This window comes from Oceanobacillus alkalisoli, assembly GCF_022213125.1.
Lineage (GTDB): Bacteria > Bacillota > Bacilli > Bacillales > Amphibacillaceae > Oceanobacillus > Oceanobacillus alkalisoli.
In genome coordinates this window covers 997,679-1,018,516 of record NZ_JAKNRA010000001.1, presented here as the reverse complement: position 1 = coordinate 1,018,516, position 20,838 = coordinate 997,679, and the positions used below count along the sequence as shown (strand labels likewise).

Below are 20,838 nucleotides of genomic sequence, written 5' to 3'. Positions count from 1 at the left end.
TGAATTTGTGGAAGCACTTTCATTTTTTGAAAATATACAGATAAGGAAGAGGATAGTATGAATAAAAGGGAGAACGCAGATGTTATTTTAATCGGTGCTGGGATTATGAGTGCAACGCTTGGTACGTTATTGCATGAATTGGTGCCAGATTGGAACATTACAGTGTTGGAGAAGCTAGGTAAGGCTGGGGAGGAAAGTTCACATGAATTAAATAATGCTGGTACAGGGCATGCTGCATTATGTGAATTAAACTACACGACGGAAAAACCGGACGGCACAATTGATGGAACGAAAGCGAATAACGTGAATGAACAGTTCCAAGTTTCCTTACAGTTCTGGTCCTATCTTGTAAAGAAAGGCTTATTACAGGAGCCGAAGAAATTTATTAGATCCTTGCCGCATATTAGCTTGGTCCAAGGTGAAAAGAACGTTGAATTTTTAAAGAAGCGTTATGAATTAATGAAAGAAAATCCATTGTTTGAAGATATTGAATACACGGAAGACCCTGCAACACTAGCGGAATGGCTACCACTTGTTATGAACGACAGAGTTCTTGAGGACGGCATTGCTGCAACGAAGATTGATAGTGGAACGGATGTGAACTTTGGCGCATTAACACGGAAGTTATTTGAACATCTTGACGAGACAGGTGCAGATATTCAGTACAACCGTGAAGTTGAAGATCTTAAACAAAAACCGGCGGGCTGGGAAGTGAAAGTGAAAAATCATGAAACCGGCAAGACGGAAAGCCATTTTGCGAAATTCGTTTTCATTGGCGGCGGTGGCGGTAGCTTACATCTTTTACAAAAAACAGGTATTCCGGAGAGCAGACATATCGGCGGGTTCCCTGTAAGCGGAATCTTTATGGTATGTAATAATCCGGAAATTGTCGAGCAGCATAACGCTAAAGTATACGGAAAAGCAAAAGTAGGAGCTCCGCCAATGTCTGTTCCGCATTTAGATACACGCTATATCAATAACAAAAGGCAATTATTATTCGGCCCGTATGCTGGATTCTCGCCGAAGTTCTTGAAGACAGGTTCCAATATGGACTTAATCACTTCGGTTAAACCGAGTAACGTGTTCACGATGCTAGCTGCAGGTGCAAAAGAATTGCCGCTTACGAAGTACTTGGTGACACAAGTACTGCAATCCAAAGAACAGCGCATGAAAGAACTTCGTGAATTTATCCCGGATGCAAAGAGCGAGGACTGGGATTTGATCGTCGCCGGGCAGCGTGTACAGGTCATTAAAGACACAGATTACGGCGGAAAAGGGACACTGCAGTTCGGTACAGAAGTGATTACAGGAGCGGACGGATCAGTCGCCGCATTACTCGGTGCATCACCAGGTGCATCAACTGCTGTTCAGGTTATGCTGGATATTTTGAACCGCTGTTTCCCGGATCGCATAGAAGAGTGGGAGCCGAAGATTACAGAAATGGTCCCGTCTCATGGTATGCGCCTACGCGAAAATCCGGAATTGCTGCGTGAAATTAAAGCATCAACATCTGAAGTTCTGGAATTAAACAAAGTCGACGAATCAGATTTATTAGCAACTGTATAATAAGCATATAAAACATCTGCGCACTGCCGCGGGTGTTTTTAAATTTATAAGCATGAATGAATTTCATCATTACCAAAGTCGGCTTTTCCATCACCATATGTAGTTGGGAACGAACCAACTCAACTACATATGGTGATGGTGAAGCATTAAATACGTATTATGAAATTCATTAGCATAGATAAAGATTAACAAGACATATATCCGCCATATTTGAAAACAATCCAGGTATCCTCTATACTTTTATGTATGAAGAAAGGATGAGCTCGTATGAAATTTGAAGAGGCATTGCCACGTCTTCGGGCGGGTGAAAAAATAATCCGTTCCGGTTGGCCGGGCGCTGAACTTTACGTCAAGCTTGTTGGTGAAAGTGCAATCGATGGTGAAAAATTGAATCCATATTTATTAATAAATGTCGAGGGGGAAGGGTATACAATGTTTACCCCGACTGTTTGTGATTTACTTGCAGAAGATTGGGAAATAGTCAAGTAAAGGGGGAGCCTATTTTTAGCATGGGCTCTTTTTTAATAGTAACTATAAAATAAAAGTGCTATGGATAACTTAGGTATTCAGGGCTGGCCACGTCCGGCTCAAGCGCCCAGCAACTATCAAACTTCACACTCCTCCAATCGGTAAAGAAGACTTAGCCGTTTGGTCTTTGTGAGGCTTAGTCGCACTTATACCCTTGCGGTGAAAGTCAACATCAACTCTCTACCGTCGCCTGAGTTTCCTTTATCTCCCCCTCGGAGTGCTCCAGTTTGTACGTTGCTAAACGGGCGCTTGCGCCTTTGTTCTATAAAAAACTTTAAAAGGATGATGATGCTTGAATTTTTCAGAGTACGATGGGAAAACGGTTTTTATTACAGGTGCAGCTTCGGGGATTGGCTATGCGCAGGCAGAAGCCTTCTTGAAGCAAGGTGCTTCCGTATTTGCGGTGGATCAGAATGAAATGGGTTTACAGCTGTTAAAACAAGCGTACCCGGAGAAATTTGCTTTTTGGTGTGCGAATGTAGCGGAGAAGCAAGAAGTTGCGGAAGCGGTCCATCAAGCATTAAGAGAGTATGTCCGGATTGATATTCTCGTGAATACAGCAGGCATCCTCGATGATTATAAAACAACCCTCGATACGACGGAAGAATTATGGGATAACGTATTTGATACAAACGTGAAAGGAATTTATCATGTTACGAATAATATCCTGCCTCATATGTTGAAATGGGAGCAAGGTGTTATTGTGAATACCGCATCGATTGCCGGGCTTGTCGCAGGTGGCGGGGGAGCGGCATACACGGCTTCCAAGCATGCGATTGTCGGCTATACGAAACAGCTCGCTTATGATTACAGCAGGAAAGGGATCCGGGTAAACGCGATAGCACCTGGAGCAATCCGGACCCCAATGAACGCAGAAGACTTCGCGGGTGGAGGCGAGATGGCGAACTGGGTGGCAGAAGAGACACCGGCCGGGCGCTGGGCTGAACCAGAAGAAGTTGCAAGCCTTACCTTATATCTTGCAAGCAGTGCGGCAGATTATATTCATGGAGCTGTTATCCCGGTTGACGGCGGCTGGACTGTTAAATAGCGTATCCTAACTCTTTTCAGGCAAAAATCCTTCTATGCAACAGAAGGGTTTTTTGTTATACTCATCTGGCAAACTTTTTTGCTTGTATTATGGCACTTTGCAGGGCGCTTGTCCGATCCTTTGGCCATAATTATTACTAAAATAGCAATCTGCTATTTTACAAAGGAGTCTATCAAATGAATAGTTCTATTGCACACGAAGAGTCACTGACTTCCATAAGAAGTATAGTGAAAATTTCATTAGTTTCCGCATTATATATGGCGGTCACCCTCATTTTATCTGTCATTAGCTTTGGACCAATCCAGCTCCGTCTATCTGAAATGTTCAATTACCTGGCACTATTTCACAAACGATATATTGTCGCGGTTTTCTTGGGTGTTGTGATTGCGAACTTCATGTCACCGATGTGGTTTATCGATGTGCCAATCGGCGGACTTGCGACCCTTGCAGTACTGCTCGCGGCCCGGGCTCTGACAAAAAATATAAAAAATGTAAAAGCTAAATTTGTTGTTACAGCTATTATTTTTACGTTATCGATGTTTACCGTCGCTGTGCAGCTTTATATCCTATTCAATCTTCCATTTTGGATGACTTATCTCACGGTTGCCCTAGGGGAACTGCTATCTATGACAATCGGTGGGTTCATCATGTACATGGTAAGTAAGAGAGTGGATCTGACAAAATAAGACGAAAGCCAGGTTTTCAAAGTGTTGACCTGGTTTTTAGTATTTGTATTAAATTACCGAGCCCCCTTACTATACGCCGCAATATATTGTATAATAGATCCAACTATCATTGAAACGGAAACATATTAGAAAAAGAGAAATTAGGTGTAAAAGTGAAAACAATTAGTGTAGAACGAATTTCCAAAGAATTATCCTTGGAAATTCTTGCAGGGGCAGATAGTCTTGACAGAAAAGTATCAAAGAATAAATCACACCGGCCAGGACTTGAGTTTATCGGTTATTTTGATTTTTTCCCGACGGAACGCGTGCAAGTTCTCGGATTAACGGAAATAAATTACTTGAAATCGCTTAGTGTGGAAGAAAGAAAACAAAGAATCGGCAATATTGTAAATTACCATCCTCCTTGCTTTATTGTAACGCGGGGACAAGAAGAATTGACCTATCTCGAACAGTATTGCAACCAGGAGAATATTCCGTTACTCCGAACGAATGATTCTACATATGAATTCATCGCTAAATTGGACGCTTATTTGGGTAGAGCTCTAGCAGAGGAGATTGCTGTACCGGGTGTTTGCCTCAATGTATTCGGGATTGGAATCCTCTTGCGCGGTGAATCGGGAATAGGAAAAAGTGAAACCGCTTATACGCTAATCGGTCGGGGTCATCGTCTTGTTGCCGATGATATCGTCGTCCTTAGAAAGCTTAGTCACCGTACGATCCTTGGAACACACAATGAGATGAATAAAGAATTCCTTGCATTAAGAAGTGTAGGTCTGTTAAATATTGTTCGTGTTTATGGAAGAAAAGCATTCCAGGATGAAACGCGGATTGCGCTTGATATCGAGCTCACCAAATGGGGAGATAATGAGCTGAACAATGATCTTGAGTTAAAGACAGAATATACGAGTTATATGGGAGTCGAAATTCCTCATATTAAAATTCAGCTTCAGCCGGGAAGAGATGTTGCCGGTTTAATTGAGGCAGCAGCAAACAGCTGGTATTTAAAACAACAAGGCTACAGTGCTGCTGAAGAATTTATCCATCGAACGGAAAATTATAATGGAAACGAATAAGGACAGCTGGTTCGAGCTGTCCTTTTCTTGTGTCCGGTAAATGGCCGGTTTTTCGTAGGGCGAGCATTGTCAGTTAAAACTTCAGCCTCTTCCAATTGAGAAAGAAAATTTATCCGTTCGTTCTTTGTCAGGCTTAGTCACCATTTAATCAACTGAAGCACCAGACGGCCAGATTTTTCGGGCGATTAGGGCATTACTAATCTACCTAATCAGCGGAATGGCAGCTCCTTCAGTTGATTAGGAGCTCTCTGATTTATCGAAACAACAGAAAATCAGATCTTTTACGTGATTAAGGGATATGTTTCTTACAAGTAAAAGAAAAGTTTGATTAAATTTATCTGCTTCTGGGGCGTTTCCGCTCTTATTCTTTTTAAATCCGCTTTCTTACCGTAAAGTTATCCCGCAGCAATTCCCAGTTCTGAGGGAAAGGATAGCCGAGTGCCCAATAACTGATTCCGCCAAGATTGAATTCTTTTGCCAAATCAAACTTTGCCTGAGCACTTCTCGCATCCTCAAACCACACTTCATGATCTACGCCGTCTTCATCCGTATAACGAAAGAACGGTGAAGCGGCAACTTCATCATACTGAATTTCTGCGTTATATTCGGTAGCAAGCTCCACAGCCCTTTGAGGACTGAACGTTTGTGCAGCTTGCCCCTGCACATGTGGCAACCTCCAATCCCGCGCGTAAATCTGGAAACCGAGGAATATTTTTTCCGAGGGGATTTCTGTCAAGGCATATTCTATAACCCGCCGCATTTGGTTTAACGGTGAAATGGCTTGAGGCGGACCGAGACGGTATCCCCATTCATATGTCATCACGACAACGAAATCGGCAATCCTTCCTTGGGCTGCATAATCATGTGCTTCATATAATAATCCAGGCTGGTCGGCGCTCGTCTTCGGTGCTACAGCGGTCGAAACAAAATAGCCTTCTGGATGGAGCCGGTCCACAGCCAATTGAATAAAGTTATTGAAACGCTCCCTGTCTTCCGGCAATACATTTTCAAAATCAATATTTAATCCCCGGTAGCCTTTTTCATTCATCACCCTTAAAATATTCGTCAATAATGTATCCATCAGTTCGTCGCTCGTTAGAATGGTATGAGTGAGGGTGGACCCGGCTTCCTCCGAGGTGAAATTCAAAATCGACATCATCGGCAAAATATTCTCCTCATAACTTGCAGCAATCATCTGCTCATCCGGAAAAGGCTCCAAGCTTCCATCCGCTTGAATCAAATAGGCGAATGGGCTCACAATTGTCAGCAGCTCTCCAACTTCACGGATCGACTGGGCGCCAGCAGCATCTTGTTGGTAGGAATAGGCATTGACATCAATAATTGGTTTTTCCCGTGGGATAAACAGTATTTGGCCAGTGAAGATAGGCTCGGTTATCGTGAGGGCATTCTCCTGGGCGAGTGCATATACAGATACCCCATACTGGTTCGCAATACTTGCGAGCGTCTCACCTGGTGCCACTTCATGACGTAGAAGTGGAATGAAAATTTCCTGTCCTGGCATGAGTATCTCCGCATCAATTCCTGGATTTGCTTCTAAAACTAGATTTAAAGACATTCCATAATCATTAGCAATACTCCACAAGCTTTCTCCAGCCCGAACCGTATGCCACGTTCCTTTAACCGGAATAAGTAAAGCCAGCCCAACAACAAGCTGTTCTGGATCCGGCAAATCATTTACCCGCAATAAATCGGCCATGCTCACCCGATATCGTTCGTGTAACGCATACAAATTATCTCCTGGCTCCACAACATGAATAATCAAAACAAACTCCCCCTCACAAATTTCGCTCCAATATCCTATGCCCAAAAAGTGAGACTGTGTAGGAAATAGGGTCAGGGCATTTGTTCCGCTAAATTAATAGAAATTTTAAGAAATAAACCATTATCCCAATAGACATCTGCCTATAACATGTTAAAATTAAAGTAAGGAAATGATTGGGAAGTGATGCTCATGAAGATATGGATGAAGAAAGCGCTCGTTGCACTTATTGCAATTGCAACACTCGGAATGTATACGCCGACCGCTTTACTAGAAATTGATGCCGAAAATAATAAGAATAGTGTCTCCTCAAAAACAGAATTTGATCAAGCGACTGAACTCCGTACAAGTGAAGCGACTCTCGAAAACTATGAAACAATGCTTGAGATCGAGACAGAACCGGATTATTTACGGAAGCTTCAAGAACAGGCGAAAATGCAAAGCTTGATGAAGTTTGGTCCTCGTATTGCTGAGCAGGTAGAGGACGAGTTTTCTGCGGTTATTTTGCCGAAAATGGAATCTGTGTTGGAAGAACTAGCAGTTGAAGCGGGAGAAGATGCTGTCCGTTATTATGGAATCACGGAACAACCGGCAAAAGGTTACGGGGAGCGAATCTTTCACGTAACGGATTACCGGACGGAAGAAGATATCGTCCGCTTCCATGTCCGCCGTGATAACCGCCCATTAGAAGGCTATTATTTCAATTTCCATTATCATCTTCAAAAAGATGATTTCAAAGAGCACCACACCCTCGGTGAAATTTACTGGGATAAAAATACACCACCTAAGTGGATGGCATAAAGATAAAGGAAAAGGTTGGGATATAACTGTCCCAACCTTTTCCTTTATCTTGTTAACAGAATGAATTTCATAATTACCAAAGTCGGCTATTCCATCACCATATGTAGTTGGGAACGAACCAACTCAACTACATATGGTGATGGTGAAGCATTAAATACGTATTATGAAATTCATTAAATATAAAAGGGAGCTGCCAACTATTTTAGTAAACCACTTTACCATAGTGTTAATAGAACTAACTATTTAGAATAGTTTCACTGGTTTGTCACAATTCACCAAAACGGCAAGCGCTTCCAGATGTTATGATAGTTTTGAAAGCGAAAGACGAATTTTTATAAAATAACATGCTCAACAATTCACAATAAAGAGGTGATTATAACATAAACGAACAGACACTATTCTCCCGGTTTTAAATGAAATTTGCTGGCAAGCATTAAGCCATTTTTTTTAAAATTAAAATGATCAATATTTCACAAATAAACGAGGAGGATTTACGATGACTACCAAAGCGCCTGAAAAGAAACAAGTTAAATCATTAGTCGAAAGCATTGATGCCCTAGTTGAAAAAGGGAATAAGGCATTAAAAGAAATGAAAATGCTGGATCAAGACCAAATTAACAACATGATTAAAGAAATGGCTTTAGCAGGTATGGAGCAGCATATGGAATTGGCAAGGCTCGCTGTAGACGAAACAAAACGCGGGGTTTACGAGGATAAGATTATTAAAAACATGTTTTCAACAGAATATATTTATCACAACATTAAATATGAACGGACAATAGGGGTCATGCATGAAAATGAGATGGAAGGCATCGTTGAAATTGCAGAACCTATCGGAGTCATTGCTGGAATTACTCCTATTACCAATCCGACTTCTACGACAATGTTTAAATCAATCATCTCAATTAAAACGGGCAATCCGATTATCTTTGCTTTTCACCCCGGGGCACAAAAATCAAGCGCCAAAGCAGCGCAGGTCGTCTATGAAGCTGCTTTAAAAGCGGGAGCACCTGAGCACTGCATCCAGTGGATTGAACAACCAGCTGTGGAAAAAACGCAGTCACTTATGAAACATGAAGGTATCGCGCTCATCCTAGCTACAGGTGGAGCCGGTATGGTTAAATCTGCTTACAGTTCCGGGAAACCAGCCTTAGGTGTCGGTCCTGGTAATGTCCCTTGTTATATAGAAAAAACTGCACATATTAAACGGGCAGTCAACGACCTTATTTTATCCAAAACATTCGATAATGGCATGATCTGCGCTTCCGAACAAGCTGTCATTATCGATGAGCCAATCTATGAAAAAGTGAAACAAGAGATGATTGCCCATAATTGTTACTTTTTAAATGCTACGGAAAAGGTAAAAGTCGAAAAACTGGTCATTGATGAAAATAAGTGTTCTGTCAATCCTGCAATTGTAGGAATGAGTGCAGCTGCCATTGCGAACATGGCTGGAATCACCGTACCGGAAAATACAAAAGTATTGGTCGCTGAGTTAACCGGTGTGGGTCCTGATTATCCGCTGTCACGGGAGAAGCTCAGCCCTGTCCTTGCCTGTTATAAGGCGAATAATACAGAAACAGGACTCAGACGATGTGAGGAAATGCTGGAATTTGGTGGACTTGGTCACTCCGCTGTCATTCATTCTGAAAATCAGCAGGTCATCGATGCATTCAGTCAGCGGATGAAAGCCGGCCGCTTGATTGTCAACCAGCCATCTTCCCAAGGGGCAATTGGTGACATTTACAATGCGTATACCCCGTCACTGACTCTTGGATGTGGTTCATATGGCGGAAATTCAGTGTCTAGCAATGTGAGCTCTGTTCATTTATATAACATCAAAAAACTGGCAAAAAGAAGTGTTAATATGCAGTGGTTTAAAATCCCACCAAAAATATATTTTGAAAAGAATGCCGTCCGATACCTTGAGAAAATGCCGGATATCTCAAAGGCTGTCATTGTAACGGACCCGATGATGGTCGAATTGGGATATGTGGATAAGGTCTTATATTATTTAAGAAAACGTCCGGACTATGTCCATTGCAGAATTATATCGGATGTGGAGCCAGACCCTTCTAAGGAAACAGTTATGCGTGGTGCAAAGGTGATGAAAGAATTTGAGCCGGATGTCATTATCGCTCTCGGTGGCGGCTCACCTATGGACGCCGCTAAAGGGATGTGGTTATTCTATGAATATCCGGAAACAGACTTTAATGGTTTGAAGCAGAAATTCATGGATATTCGTAAACGTGTTTATAAATACCCGCAGCTCGGAAAACGGGCGCAATTTGTCGGGATTCCAACAACCTCCGGGACAGGTGCGGAAGTCACATCTTTTGCCGTCATCACGGATAAAGAGAATAATATAAAGTACCCGCTGGCTGACTATGAATTGACACCGGATGTCGCAATCATTGACCCACAATTTGTGATGAGTGTACCGAAAACGGTGACAGCTGACACTGGAATGGACGTCTTAACCCATGCGATTGAAGCTTACGTATCCAATATGGCGAACGACTTTACAGATGGGTTGGCAATTAAGGCGATTCAGCTTGTCTTTGAATACTTACCACAAGCCTATCATGATGGATCGAATGAATTGGCTCGTGAAAAAGTGCATAATGCTTCTTCCATTGCGGGAATGGCGTTTACCAATGCTTTCTTAGGGATAAATCATAGTTTGGCACATAAACTGGGCGGTGAATTCAATATCGCGCATGGGCGTGCCAATACCATTTTGTTACCTCATGTCATTCGCTATAATGCAACGAAGCCGACGAAATTTGTGTCATTCCCTAAATATGAACATTTCATTGCAGATAAACGCTATGCAGAGATAGCCAAAGCAATCGGCTTACCAGCTGCTACGACTGAAGAGGGGGTAGAAAATCTTGTCCAAGCCATTATTAAATTGGCAAAAGAATTGGATATCCCGATGAGTATGGAAGAGAATGGGGTCACGAAGCGAGAATTTGAGGCGAAAGTGGATCATTTAGCTGATAAAGCTTTTGAAGATCAATGTACAATGGCAAATCCAAAGTTACCTCTCGTCACAGAACTGGCTGATGTTTATAGAAAAGCATTTAAAGGTGTATAGGCCGTAAAGGAGAAGAGGTTGGGAAAAAAGCCAGTAAATAGAATTGAAAGACGCGGTATCTACTCTCATTAGTGGATACCGCGTCTGTTTTTTTTCTTATAGATTCTCATCCAGTTCTTGCAAAAGTACACCAATTTTCTTATCTTGGATAACTAAATCTGCAGACCCATCAAGCGGTGTATCTTCCGCATTCACAATAACCAATTTCGCGCCGTTTTCTTTTGCAAGCATGGGGAATTGGTTTGCCGGTGTGACAGTAAGCGAAGAGCCGAACACAATGAATAAATCTGCCTTCTCCGTCTCCCGGAGTGCAAATTCAAACGCATCGACTGGCAAGCTTTCTCCAAATAAAACAATCGAAGGTCGCAACACACCGTTACATTCCTCGCAGTAAAACGCCTCTTTTACATAATTCTCACTACCATACTGGCGCCCGCATGATTCGCAATGTAATTTTTGCAATGTACCATGAAGTTCTGCAACTTGCTTACTGCCTGCAAGCTGATGAAACCCATCGACATTTTGTGTAATAATCGATTTTACTTTGCCGGACTGTTCCCAGTTTGCAAGGATTGAATGTCCTTTATGGGGACCGTATTCCTTCACACCGAGGACACGCTCCCGATAAAATGCAATAAATTCTTCCACATTATGATTGAGTGCATCAGTACTTGCAAGCTGCGCGGGGTCTTTTTTCGTCCATAATCCTGTATTTGCCGACCGAAAATCCGGGAGGCCACTTTCTGTCGACATCCCTGCTCCGGTGAATACGACCGTATAATCAGACTGCTCCAACCAATTTTTAAGCATGTCATTCCTCCTTCTTGATATCCCCAGTATACCGTGAATTCAGGAAGCTTGCAGGGAGACCCAAGTTGATTGACTTCATAGAAAGGATATGGTATTTAATTAGGTGGATTAGTACGTGCGAGTTTACATACTTATAACGAAAGAGGAGAGAGATTATGGAAAGAAGAGAATTTCAAGCGGAATCCAAGAAACTATTAGATATGGTGATCAACTCGATCTATTCACAACGGGAAATTTTCCTGAGAGAGTTAATTTCCAATGCGAGCGATGCAATCGACAAACTATACTACCGGGCACTTACAGATGACAAGCTCACGTTTGATCAAGACAGTTACTTCATCAAGCTTGACCCGAACAAAGATACACGAACATTAACCGTAACCGACACGGGTATCGGAATGACAAAAGAAGAGATGGAGAACAACCTTGGCATTATCGCGAAAAGCGGATCCCATCAATTTAAGCAAGAGAATGAAATTAAAGATGGCCATGACATTATTGGACAATTCGGTGTCGGCTTCTATGCGGCCTTCATGGTTGCGGAAAAAGTAACTGTTATCAGTCGTTCTGTTGATAGTGAAGAAGCTTATAAATGGGAGTCAACAGGACCAGAAGGCTACACGATTGAACCGGCAGAAAAAGCTGAAGTCGGTACGAAGATTATTCTCACAATCAAAGAAAATGAAGAAGAAGAGAATTACGATGAATTCCTAGAAGAATATCGACTCAAGCAAATTGTGAAGAAATACTCCGACTTTATCCGCTATCCAATTAAAATGGACGTGACGGAAAGTAAGTTAAAAGAAGGTACGGAAGACGAATATGAGAATGTTTCTACGGAAGAAACCTTGAATACGATGATTCCAATCTGGAAGAAGAATAAGAATGAACTTACCGATGAAGATTATGAAAACTTCTACCAAGAGAAGCATTATGGCTTTGATAAACCGTTAAAACATCTCCATCTATCCGTTGATGGTGCGGTTCGGTATAACGCGATTCTTTATATCCCGGAGAGCGCCCCATATAATTATTACACGAAGGAATTTGAAAAAGGGCTGGAGCTTTATTCAAATGGGGTTCTTATTATGGAGAAAAGTCCAGAGCTGCTGCCGGACTATTTCAGTTTTGTAAAAGGATTAGTAGATTCCGAGGATCTTTCTCTAAATATTTCACGGGAAATGCTTCAGCATGACCGTCAGTTAAAAACAATCGCGAAAAACATTAATAAACGAATCAAACAGCAACTGAAACAAGTACTGAATAATGACCGGGAAGCCTATGAACGCTTCTATCAGTCCTTTGGTCAACAATTGAAATTCGGGGTTTACAGTGATTTCGGCCAGCATAAAGAAGTGCTGCAAGATTTATTATTATTCTATTCATCGAAAGAAAAGAAATTGGTTACGTTGGATGAATATGTGGAGCGCATGCCAGAAGAGCAGAAGTATATCTACTATGCACAAGGGGATAGCGTTGACCGCGTGGATAAGCTTCCGCAAACGGAACTTGTAAAAGACAAAGGATATGAAATTCTATATTTCACGGACGAAATTGATGAGTTCGCAATCCGCATGCTCATGAGCTATAAAGAGAAGGAATTCCGAAACGTCTCCAGTGGTGACCTTGGCATTGAACAAGATGAGCAAGAGAAGGAAGAGGAGAAAGAAACAGCGAAGGAACACGAAGACCTGTTTACGAAAATGAAAGAGATGTTAGGAGATAAAATTACAGATGTCCGGGCTTCAAAACGTCTGAAATCCCATCCGGTTGTGCTCACGGCAGATGGCGATATTTCAATTGAGATGGAAAAAATCATTAATTCCATGCCGGATGACCAGCAAATTAAGGCAGATAAAGTATTGGAAATTAATGTGGATCATGAGATCATGAATGCATTGGAGCGAGCGAAAGAGCAAGGCGACGAGCAATTGAAACTTTATACAAATCTATTATATAATCAAGCATTACTAATCGAAGGCTTACCAATTGAAGACCCAGTTGCTTTCACGAATGATATGTGTAAAGTGATGCTTTAATATTTTAATGGTGCTTTTCCATATATCTGGAAAGGTGCCATTTTTTATCTACTCGATTTTCGTAAAAAAATAGCAATTTAGCCCTATCAAGCACTCGTACTTGGGCTAGATATGAAATGACCAGCGGATTGCTTTCATACAGCGTAAGTGCGCCAAACCCCGAAACTTCCTACTGGAGGTCCGCAGTCCAGACACCTCTTGCACCTGCTGAGCGGCTGGTGAGCCTCCTCGCGGGCAAGCCCGCTGCGGGGTCTCACCAAGCCTATCCTCCCGCAGGAGTCTCGAGGTATCTGGACTGCTACCAGGAAAGGACAAATTTTGAACACTGTTTAATATTCCAGGAGTTTAATCCTTATCGTGACGGAACAATTTCTATTCAGAGAATCATCTAACCAGTTCAGTTGCCCGGGGGACGGTGACTCTTACCAGAAAAGCACGTGTCCAGACCTGAGCAGGAAGCGTACTTCTTCCGAGGAGGCTGAAGCCGTGCCCTTAGGATGCGCATCCGTCCCCCGGGCAACTGAACGGCGATTGGTGCTCTGAATAAGTGAACGAGCCAAAACACTTATGCTGTATGAAAGCAATCAGTAGCCTTGGAACGGAGCGTTTAGTTATTCCAGGCTGTTAAAGTTGGGTTATCTACTGAAACTTTAACTTGCAATTATATCACTTTTTTGATATGATGGAAGGCAACCCAAAAATTACAGTAAATAACTTACCATCTGAATGAATTTCATAATTACCAAAGTCGGCTTTTCCATCACCATATGTAGTTGGGAATGAACCAACTCAACTACATATGGTGATGCATTAAATACGTATTATGAAATTCATTAATCTATGTTAGAAATTACCTCCAGACGGGTAGACTGTTTTTCTCAGTCGATTGAAAGTATCTGAAAGGAAGTGATTTCATGATATTCAGTATTATCCTACCTGTCTTATTCCTCGGCCTCATTGTCTTCATCTTGCGTCAGTCAACTAGAAGATCCTAAATCAAAAGCGAGTCATTCCTGGCGTATTCATCATAGGCCAGGAAAGACCATGTCGCAGCCCTATCATTACTTACACATAAAAATTAACCTGTAAGATCAATTTTCGCCTTCTAAAATAGGTAACTATCTCTTGATACAATTAGTGAAACTACCTATTCACAATGGTTCTAGACACTTCAGAAATCCGCTCTGATTTCCCAATATCCCCGTCTCAAAAACTAACGTAACCACTTAATACTTTTACTCTCATTCAGCGTAAGTGATTTGCACGTTCTCTTGGTAGGTTTTCTAGTCGGCGTTCAGTTGCCCGGGGGACGGATACGCATCCTAAGGGCACGGCCTCAGCCTCGACGCAAAGGACGTGCTAATGCAGGCGTTTCCACAGGACGTGGCGTTCTTAGTCTGCCTCGGAAGAAGTACACTTCCTGCTCAGGTCTGGACACGTGCTTTTCCCGTAGGAGTTACCGTCCCCCGGGCAACTGAACTGGAAAGATAATTATTATAAATAGCATTTATTCCAGTGCCGTATCACGGTAAAAATAATATTTTTGGAATAATAAACAGTGATCCAAATATGGCCTTTCCTGGGAGCCAGTCCAGACACCTCGAGACTCCTGCGGGAGGATAGGCCTGGCGAGACCCCTTAGTGCTCAGCGCGGGGAGGCTTGCCGGCCGCTCAGCAGGTGCGAGAGGTGTCTGGACTGCGGACTTCCAGTAGAGAGTTGCGGGCACTTACGTTGTATGAAAGTAGTCATCAATTCAATTTGAAAAGGCCTTCATTTTAAAGTACATACTTCAAAAAATACGGTTTTCAGGAAGAAAGTAGGAGTTTTGCTACAGCGAATTAAGGTAATAATGATTCTATGAGGCAATTGTGGAATAAATAAGTAAAAAGTTAGGAAACCCCCATATTGCGTTGACAAATGACACCGTGTCATCTATCATAAAATTATAAAGATGACACCGTGTCATGATCTGGTGGAAATGGAGGTACAGGAATGCCCAAAGCAACATTTTTTAATCTGCCAGAGAAAAAGCGTCAATCCTTAATTAAGGCAATGGAAATGGAATTTTCCAGAGTTCCTCTATTCGAAGCCTCCATCGCAAATATCGTAAAGACAGCAGAGATATCCCGGGGAAGCTTTTATCAGTATTTTAAAGATAAAGAAGACGCATATTATTATATTCTCCAAGAACAGGCAAACCGTAGAAACAAACAGTTCATTCAACAACTGCAAACACATCAGGGAGACTTATTCGAAGCAATTACCGCTTTTTACTACGATTTGCTTATTGAATTACCTGATCAAAAGGAGTATAACTTTTTCCGGAACGCTCTTCTTAACGTAACACATCAGATTGAAACCATTTTCAATGAGATAATTGAAAGCAATCTGAAAAAAGATGGCATGGAAAAAATTACAAAACTAATAAATAGAGAGCTTTTAAATATCGAATCAGACAGCGAATTAACCCATGTCATTCATATTATATCGGCCGTTGCATTTCGCAATTTTGTCGAAAAGTTTACGAAAGAGCTATCCGACGAGGAGGCGATTGAAAGCTTCAAAGTAGAAATGAGCTTATTGAAAAAAGGCATAGCAAGATAAACGTATCAATAAATTAACCAAATTGAAATGGGGTATGATATATGACAGTGATAATATATGGAGCTGCATGTTCATCGACAAGGAAAGCGAAACAATGGTTTACGAAGCAAGACATCCATTACGTAGAGCGGAACATTTTGAAACACCCGCTGACAGTATCGGAACTTCAAGGCATCTTACGTATGACGGTTGACGGTACGGATGAAATTATTTCAACCCGATCCAAGATTTATAAAGATCTTGATCTGGACATTGAGGCATTACCACTTCAAGAACTGTTGGAGCTGATTCACAAGCATCCTCGTTTGCTGCGCAGCCCAATTATGGTCGATGAGAAGCGATTGCAAGTAGGGTACCATGAGGACGATATTCGCCAATTTTTACCGAGGAAAACACGTGAGTACCAATGGTTGCAATGGAGACTTAATCATATGCGACTTGCTGAAGGATAATTTATGACACAATTGCTGGCAGAACAATCGTATGTGAAAGTTGTTCGCACCGTCGATTCCATCAGTCAGACAAATACGGAAGAACAACGTATGATGTATTTATATGAGGATCGATTGGTGACGAGACATCGTGAATTTTTGATAGATACCATTCATGATCTGTCCTACCGGATGCTCGGAACACAAGGTGGGCTGCTATATGTACATACGAATAAAGGTGTATTCTCCTATATGATTAAAAGCTCTCCAGAACAATTTATTGAAGTTTTTAAAACATATAAAAAAAGGTAAGCCCGGGCTTTAGGGTTTACTTTTTTTATTGCAGCAGCCTATTTGCTGAAAATATGTGGGCACCTCAGGTTACTAACTCGAAACAACCAATCACGCCTTTATTCTAATCGAAAGGGAGTCATGTCTTTAATCGGCTACTTGTTATCAGCCTCGTGTACATTCTGAAATACATTAAGAACAAACAAAATAACAGATAATAGAAATGCAATCCCGCCGCCTGAGACAAAAATTTCAAGCACAACTGGTGGTACATTAAAATAAATCATCATCATTCCGATAAAAAGGAAAGGTAGGCCAATCTGATGAAGCCAAAAGTGTAACTTACCAAGTGGACTATTTCCTGCTCTTGGATAAATGGAATAAATGCCGCCGATTAGACCAGTAGACAGCCAACCGACAACATTAATATGAGCATGCGTCGCTCCCCATTGAAGCTGGATCGTGTAATGCATGAATAGCCCGAAGCCAATCCCGATAATGAAATAAAGAACTGCGATTTTTATCCACTTTGCACCCAACGTTATCCACTCCTTTATTTTTTGAATCCCTTTCGATCGTTAATCCGAATTCCAGGAATATAGAAATAGGCGGAAATGCTGAGTTACGATACTCTACCTAACAAGAAGCATCTTTAACATATTTTTCAAAAAAACTTCCTCATTTTTAATTCAACTCCTTCATACGTATATATTGTTCCAATTGGAACAATATGCCCTACCCAGAGGCTATTAAGAAATGTTAAAATATAAAGTAATGATAGAACAGAGGAGTTTATCGGATGAAACGATTAAGTTACCGGGATACATGGGTTGAAGTTTCTTTAGCTGCAATCCGGGGGAATACGCAAGCCTTTAAACAATATATGAATAAAAATAGTAAACTGCTCGCAGTTGTAAAAGCGGATGGCTACGGTCACGGAGCGGCAGAAGTCGGAAGGGCTGCCTTGGCGGCTGGAGCTGATGGTTTAGGTGTCGCCTTGATCGATGAAGCGATTGAACTTCGGCGGGCGGGGATTGACGCTCCGATTCTAGTTCTTGGCTTCACGAAACCCGAAGTTGTAAAAGAAGCGATTATAAATGGAATCACACTTACTGTTTATAGCGAAGATGTGCTGGATGCCCTCATCACCGCTTGTGATGAATTAAAGCAAACGGCTAAAATCCACTTGAAAATAGATACAGGTATGGGAAGAGTTGGCGTTCAATCAAAAGAAAAAGCACTTGAGTTACTTAAGAGCATAGAAGGTAAACGAATTGAAGTTGAAGGGATTTACACCCATTTTGCAGATGCGGACAATGCGGATGATACATATACACGGATGCAATTTTCACGTTTTCTCGAAGTAACGGATTATTTGGCTGAGAATGGTTTTTCCGTGCCATTGAAGCATTGTTGTAATAGCGCAGCAACAATTAATTTTCCAGAGATGCACCTGGATATGTGCCGGGTCGGGATCAGCATGTATGGCCTTTACCCAGCAAGATATATGAAAAAGATGATTAGCTTGACTCAAGCAATGACCTTCCAGACAAAAGCGGTGCTGATTAAGGAAGTGGCGGCAGGAGAGCCAATCAGTTATGGATGTACCTATCAAACAGAGAGAAATTCGCGAATTGCTACTCTTTCAGTCGGATATGCGGACGGTCTTTCGCGTCGCCTGTCTAATTGTGGCAAGGTCACGATAAATGGTGAGCGAGCACCGATTGTGGGAAGAATTTGTATGGATCAGACAATGATTGACGTAACAGACATCGATGAAATGCAAGATGATGATATCATCACGATATTCGGTGAGGAAAAGAAAGGTTATATCTCCCTCGACGAAATAGCGGAACAACTGCAAACGATCCACTACGAAATCATTTGTCTTATTGGAAAACGCGTCCCAAGAGTTTATGTCGGATAAGGAGGAGGCGGCAGAGATGCCGCCTCTAAATTTTTTTATTAGACTTACGAATCATAAGCAAATAATAAATAAGAACAAAAAGATTGCAACTAGGGAGAAACCATGTTATATTATTGACTGTAATTAAGTTATATTTAATTAAAAGTTATTTAGACATAGACAACAGGAGGAATACGAATGTTAAAGATTGGTATTGTTTTAGGAAGTGTACGTGAAGGACGCAACGGAGAGCAAGTTGCGAAATGGATGATGGATTTTGCAAACAATCGCAATGACCAGGATGTCGAATATGAATTGGTAGACTTAGCAGATTACCGATTACCATTCTTAGGTGAAAGCCTTCCAGAAACAGAACAAGAAGAAGCAAATGCAACAATTAAAGCTTGGTCTGATAAAATGGCCTCTTTCGATGGTTATATTTTCATCACTCCAGAATACAACCATGCAATCGGTGGTGCGCTGAAGAACGCAACAGACTACTTAAATCCTGAAGTGAACAACAAAGCGGCAGGATTTGTTGGTTACGGAAGCCTTGGTGGGACACGTGCTCATGAAAACATGCGCTTAATTCTTGGTGAATTGCAAGTAGCGGACGTCCGTACTGCAGTTACCTTCTCCCTACTAGCTGACTTTGAAAACTTCTCTGTCTTCAAACCAGCTGATTACCATGCAGACAATGCAAACCAAATGCTGGATCAAGTCATTGCTTGGAGTACTGCTTTAAAAACACTAAGAGGCAATTTAGCAACCGAAAATGCTTAAAGAATAAAGTAAAAAAGGAAGATGCTGTGATTAACGCACAGCATCTTCCTTTTTTTCATATAATCTCAGAAATTCCGGGATATACATCAAGAAAGATATAGATAAGAAAATCCCTGTTACAATCATGAGGAATGTGATCAAATACGTATCCAAGTTAGGAAATGTAATCAAAATTCCCATTGCAAGATAGAACACTGCCGTCGATACTTTTCCAAACCACTTCGCTCCGTCCAGTTTTTTCCCGCGTTTTAATAGAATGAGTCCATTGATTCCCATAAACAACTCTTTCAAGATAAAAAGGATAAACAGAATCCACATATACGGATAGCGGAACAATAGACAGGCGACGATTGCTGTCTGGGTCAATTTATCTGCAATCGGGTCAACAATTTTCCCGAGTTCTGTAATTTGATTGAATGTCCGGGCAATCCAACCGTCCAATGCATCTGTTAGACCAGATAAAAGTATAATAAGACCGATAACATAATAATCTCTTGAGTCTGTTGCATGGAAAAAGAGATAAATAAATACAGGAATCAAGAGAATCCGGATATAAGATAAAATATTCGGGACCGATAAAACTTCCCTTGTTGTTAACTTCACATGAAATTCCTCCTATGTTAGAACTAAACGAGCGAACTCTTGTAATTTAAAGCAGCTAGGTATACCATATAAAGTCTTAATAAACATATTAAAAATAGTTGTTTTACATTCTGTATTGCTACCAAATGATGCGCTTGTTTTGGTCAATAAGCGAGTAGAGACTAACTGTAATGAAAAACTGAGCTGCATAGTACGGGAACATAACAAGAGCATCAGCAAATGGAACTGGATCGATGAACATATTCCAAGCAAGAATCGAGTCGGAGATAACAAATAATAATGCCCCAAATTGTGCTGGTCTATTCCCTGTTGCAACCGCGGCAAAGAGCATGAGTGAAATAATGATGATATAAGCAATTACTGGGATTACGAGCGCTTGCTCCCCGGTATCCGTTAGAGCAGGAATAAGGAATATCCCGAAAGTAATAGCGTAGATGCTGATTGGAACCGCAGCTAACATCCGCTTTCTAGTAAACTTGGCCACCGTAAAAAAGCCAATCACATAACAGACATGGGCAATAAAGAAAGCGACAAGTCCAACGAGAAACCAGTGCAAAGTTGCGTCACCTATCATCGAAAAAAGAAGACCAAGAATAATGAGCCAATGGACAGCCATTTTATTTTCCGGTGCGATTCGGAAAGCGTAAAATAAAATGACGATCATTGGCAGCAGTTTAAAAAAGAGCTTGAACGCAAAGGGCTCATCAGGAGCGATGAAAATGTATACGAGACTTAGGGTAAGAATCATTATCGGCAAGCGGTAAAGAACCATGATGTTCCTCCTCGTC

The 20,838-nt window shown here is 41.5% G+C and carries 18 protein-coding genes; 13 read left to right on the top strand and 5 right to left on the bottom strand.

Features of this window, described 5'->3' with window-relative positions; translation table 11 throughout:
• The first annotated feature begins 57 nt into the window (after positions 1–57).
• From mqo to hprK, 5 genes are all read left to right on the top strand, one after another.
• Positions 58–1,566 carry a malate dehydrogenase (quinone) gene (gene mqo, locus L3V42_RS04515; protein WP_235762722.1) on the top strand — a complete coding sequence of 503 codons (1,509 nt, stop codon included), beginning with the start codon at positions 58–60 and terminating at the stop codon, positions 1,564–1,566.
• 267 nt (positions 1,567–1,833) lie between these two features.
• The gene (locus L3V42_RS04510; protein ID WP_235762721.1) at positions 1,834–2,055 is read left to right on the top strand and encodes a DUF2829 domain-containing protein; all 222 of its coding nucleotides are present in this window, start codon (positions 1,834–1,836) and stop codon (positions 2,053–2,055) included.
• Positions 2,056–2,386: 331 nt separating this feature from the next.
• On the top strand, positions 2,387–3,142 hold the full coding sequence (locus tag L3V42_RS04505) for a 3-oxoacyl-ACP reductase (protein ID WP_235762720.1): 756 nt from the start codon (positions 2,387–2,389) through the stop codon (positions 3,140–3,142).
• Positions 3,143–3,318: 176 nt separating this feature from the next.
• The gene (locus tag L3V42_RS04500) at positions 3,319–3,828 is read left to right on the top strand and encodes a QueT transporter family protein (RefSeq protein WP_238471431.1); all 510 of its coding nucleotides are present in this window, start codon (positions 3,319–3,321) and stop codon (positions 3,826–3,828) included.
• 152 nt (positions 3,829–3,980) lie between these two features.
• Complete coding sequence (gene hprK, locus L3V42_RS04495) at positions 3,981–4,901, top strand: HPr(Ser) kinase/phosphatase (protein WP_235762718.1); 921 nt, start codon at positions 3,981–3,983, stop codon at positions 4,899–4,901.
• 370 nt (positions 4,902–5,271) lie between these two features.
• On the opposite strand, the gene L3V42_RS04490 is transcribed toward hprK, so the two are convergent.
• Positions 5,272–6,684, bottom strand: coding sequence for a LysM peptidoglycan-binding domain-containing protein (locus tag L3V42_RS04490; protein WP_238471430.1), 1,413 nt, complete (start codon positions 6,682–6,684; stop codon positions 5,272–5,274).
• 189 nt (positions 6,685–6,873) lie between these two features.
• On the opposite strand from L3V42_RS04490, the gene L3V42_RS04485 reads away from it, so the two are divergent.
• Both L3V42_RS04485 and adhE read left to right on the top strand, forming a co-directional pair.
• The gene (locus L3V42_RS04485) at positions 6,874–7,482 is read left to right on the top strand and encodes a YpjP family protein (RefSeq protein WP_238471429.1); all 609 of its coding nucleotides are present in this window, start codon (positions 6,874–6,876) and stop codon (positions 7,480–7,482) included.
• A 496-nt stretch (positions 7,483–7,978) separates the two neighbouring features.
• Positions 7,979–10,582, top strand: coding sequence for a bifunctional acetaldehyde-CoA/alcohol dehydrogenase (gene adhE, locus L3V42_RS04480; RefSeq protein ID WP_238471428.1), 2,604 nt, complete (start codon positions 7,979–7,981; stop codon positions 10,580–10,582).
• 96 nt (positions 10,583–10,678) lie between these two features.
• Here adhE and L3V42_RS04475 read toward each other — a convergent pair whose 3' ends face one another.
• The gene (locus L3V42_RS04475) at positions 10,679–11,392 is read right to left on the bottom strand and encodes an NAD-dependent protein deacylase (RefSeq protein WP_235762714.1); all 714 of its coding nucleotides are present in this window, start codon (positions 11,390–11,392) and stop codon (positions 10,679–10,681) included.
• A gap of 155 nt (positions 11,393–11,547) precedes the next feature.
• On the opposite strand from L3V42_RS04475, the gene htpG reads away from it, so the two are divergent.
• The 4 genes from htpG to L3V42_RS04455 all read left to right on the top strand — a co-directional run bounded on the left by htpG (position 11,548) and on the right by L3V42_RS04455 (position 16,779).
• Positions 11,548–13,431, top strand: a complete 1,884-nt coding sequence (gene htpG / locus L3V42_RS04470) for a molecular chaperone HtpG (protein ID WP_238471427.1) — start codon at positions 11,548–11,550, stop codon at positions 13,429–13,431.
• A gap of 1,993 nt (positions 13,432–15,424) precedes the next feature.
• Complete coding sequence (locus L3V42_RS04465; protein WP_235762712.1) at positions 15,425–16,036, top strand: TetR/AcrR family transcriptional regulator; 612 nt, start codon at positions 15,425–15,427, stop codon at positions 16,034–16,036.
• Between the two features lie 41 nt (positions 16,037–16,077).
• Positions 16,078–16,488: a Spx/MgsR family RNA polymerase-binding regulatory protein gene (locus L3V42_RS04460; RefSeq protein ID WP_235762711.1), complete on the top strand. Its 411-nt coding sequence runs from the start codon at positions 16,078–16,080 to the stop codon at positions 16,486–16,488.
• Positions 16,489–16,491: 3 nt separating this feature from the next.
• Complete coding sequence (locus L3V42_RS04455; protein ID WP_235762710.1) at positions 16,492–16,779, top strand: hypothetical protein; 288 nt, start codon at positions 16,492–16,494, stop codon at positions 16,777–16,779.
• Positions 16,780–16,913: 134 nt separating this feature from the next.
• On the opposite strand, the gene L3V42_RS04450 is transcribed toward L3V42_RS04455, so the two are convergent.
• Positions 16,914–17,297, bottom strand: a complete 384-nt coding sequence (locus L3V42_RS04450; protein ID WP_238471426.1) for a hypothetical protein — start codon at positions 17,295–17,297, stop codon at positions 16,914–16,916.
• Positions 17,298–17,557: 260 nt separating this feature from the next.
• Here L3V42_RS04450 and alr point away from each other — a divergent pair, with 260 nt between their 5' ends.
• Together alr and L3V42_RS04440 are read left to right on the top strand one after the other, a co-directional pair.
• Positions 17,558–18,685, top strand: coding sequence for an alanine racemase (gene alr, locus L3V42_RS04445; RefSeq protein WP_235762708.1), 1,128 nt, complete (start codon positions 17,558–17,560; stop codon positions 18,683–18,685).
• Between the two features lie 177 nt (positions 18,686–18,862).
• On the top strand, positions 18,863–19,447 hold the full coding sequence (locus L3V42_RS04440; protein ID WP_235762707.1) for an NADPH-dependent FMN reductase: 585 nt from the start codon (positions 18,863–18,865) through the stop codon (positions 19,445–19,447).
• 30 nt (positions 19,448–19,477) lie between these two features.
• Here L3V42_RS04440 and L3V42_RS04435 read toward each other — a convergent pair whose 3' ends face one another.
• Complete coding sequence (locus L3V42_RS04435) at positions 19,478–20,050, bottom strand: CDP-alcohol phosphatidyltransferase family protein (RefSeq protein ID WP_235762706.1); 573 nt, start codon at positions 20,048–20,050, stop codon at positions 19,478–19,480.
• 118 nt (positions 20,051–20,168) lie between these two features.
• Entirely contained in the window at positions 20,169–20,822 is a 654-nt protein-coding gene (locus tag L3V42_RS04430; RefSeq protein WP_238471425.1) for a lysoplasmalogenase, read from the bottom strand.
• Between the last annotated feature and the right edge of the window lie 16 nt (positions 20,823–20,838).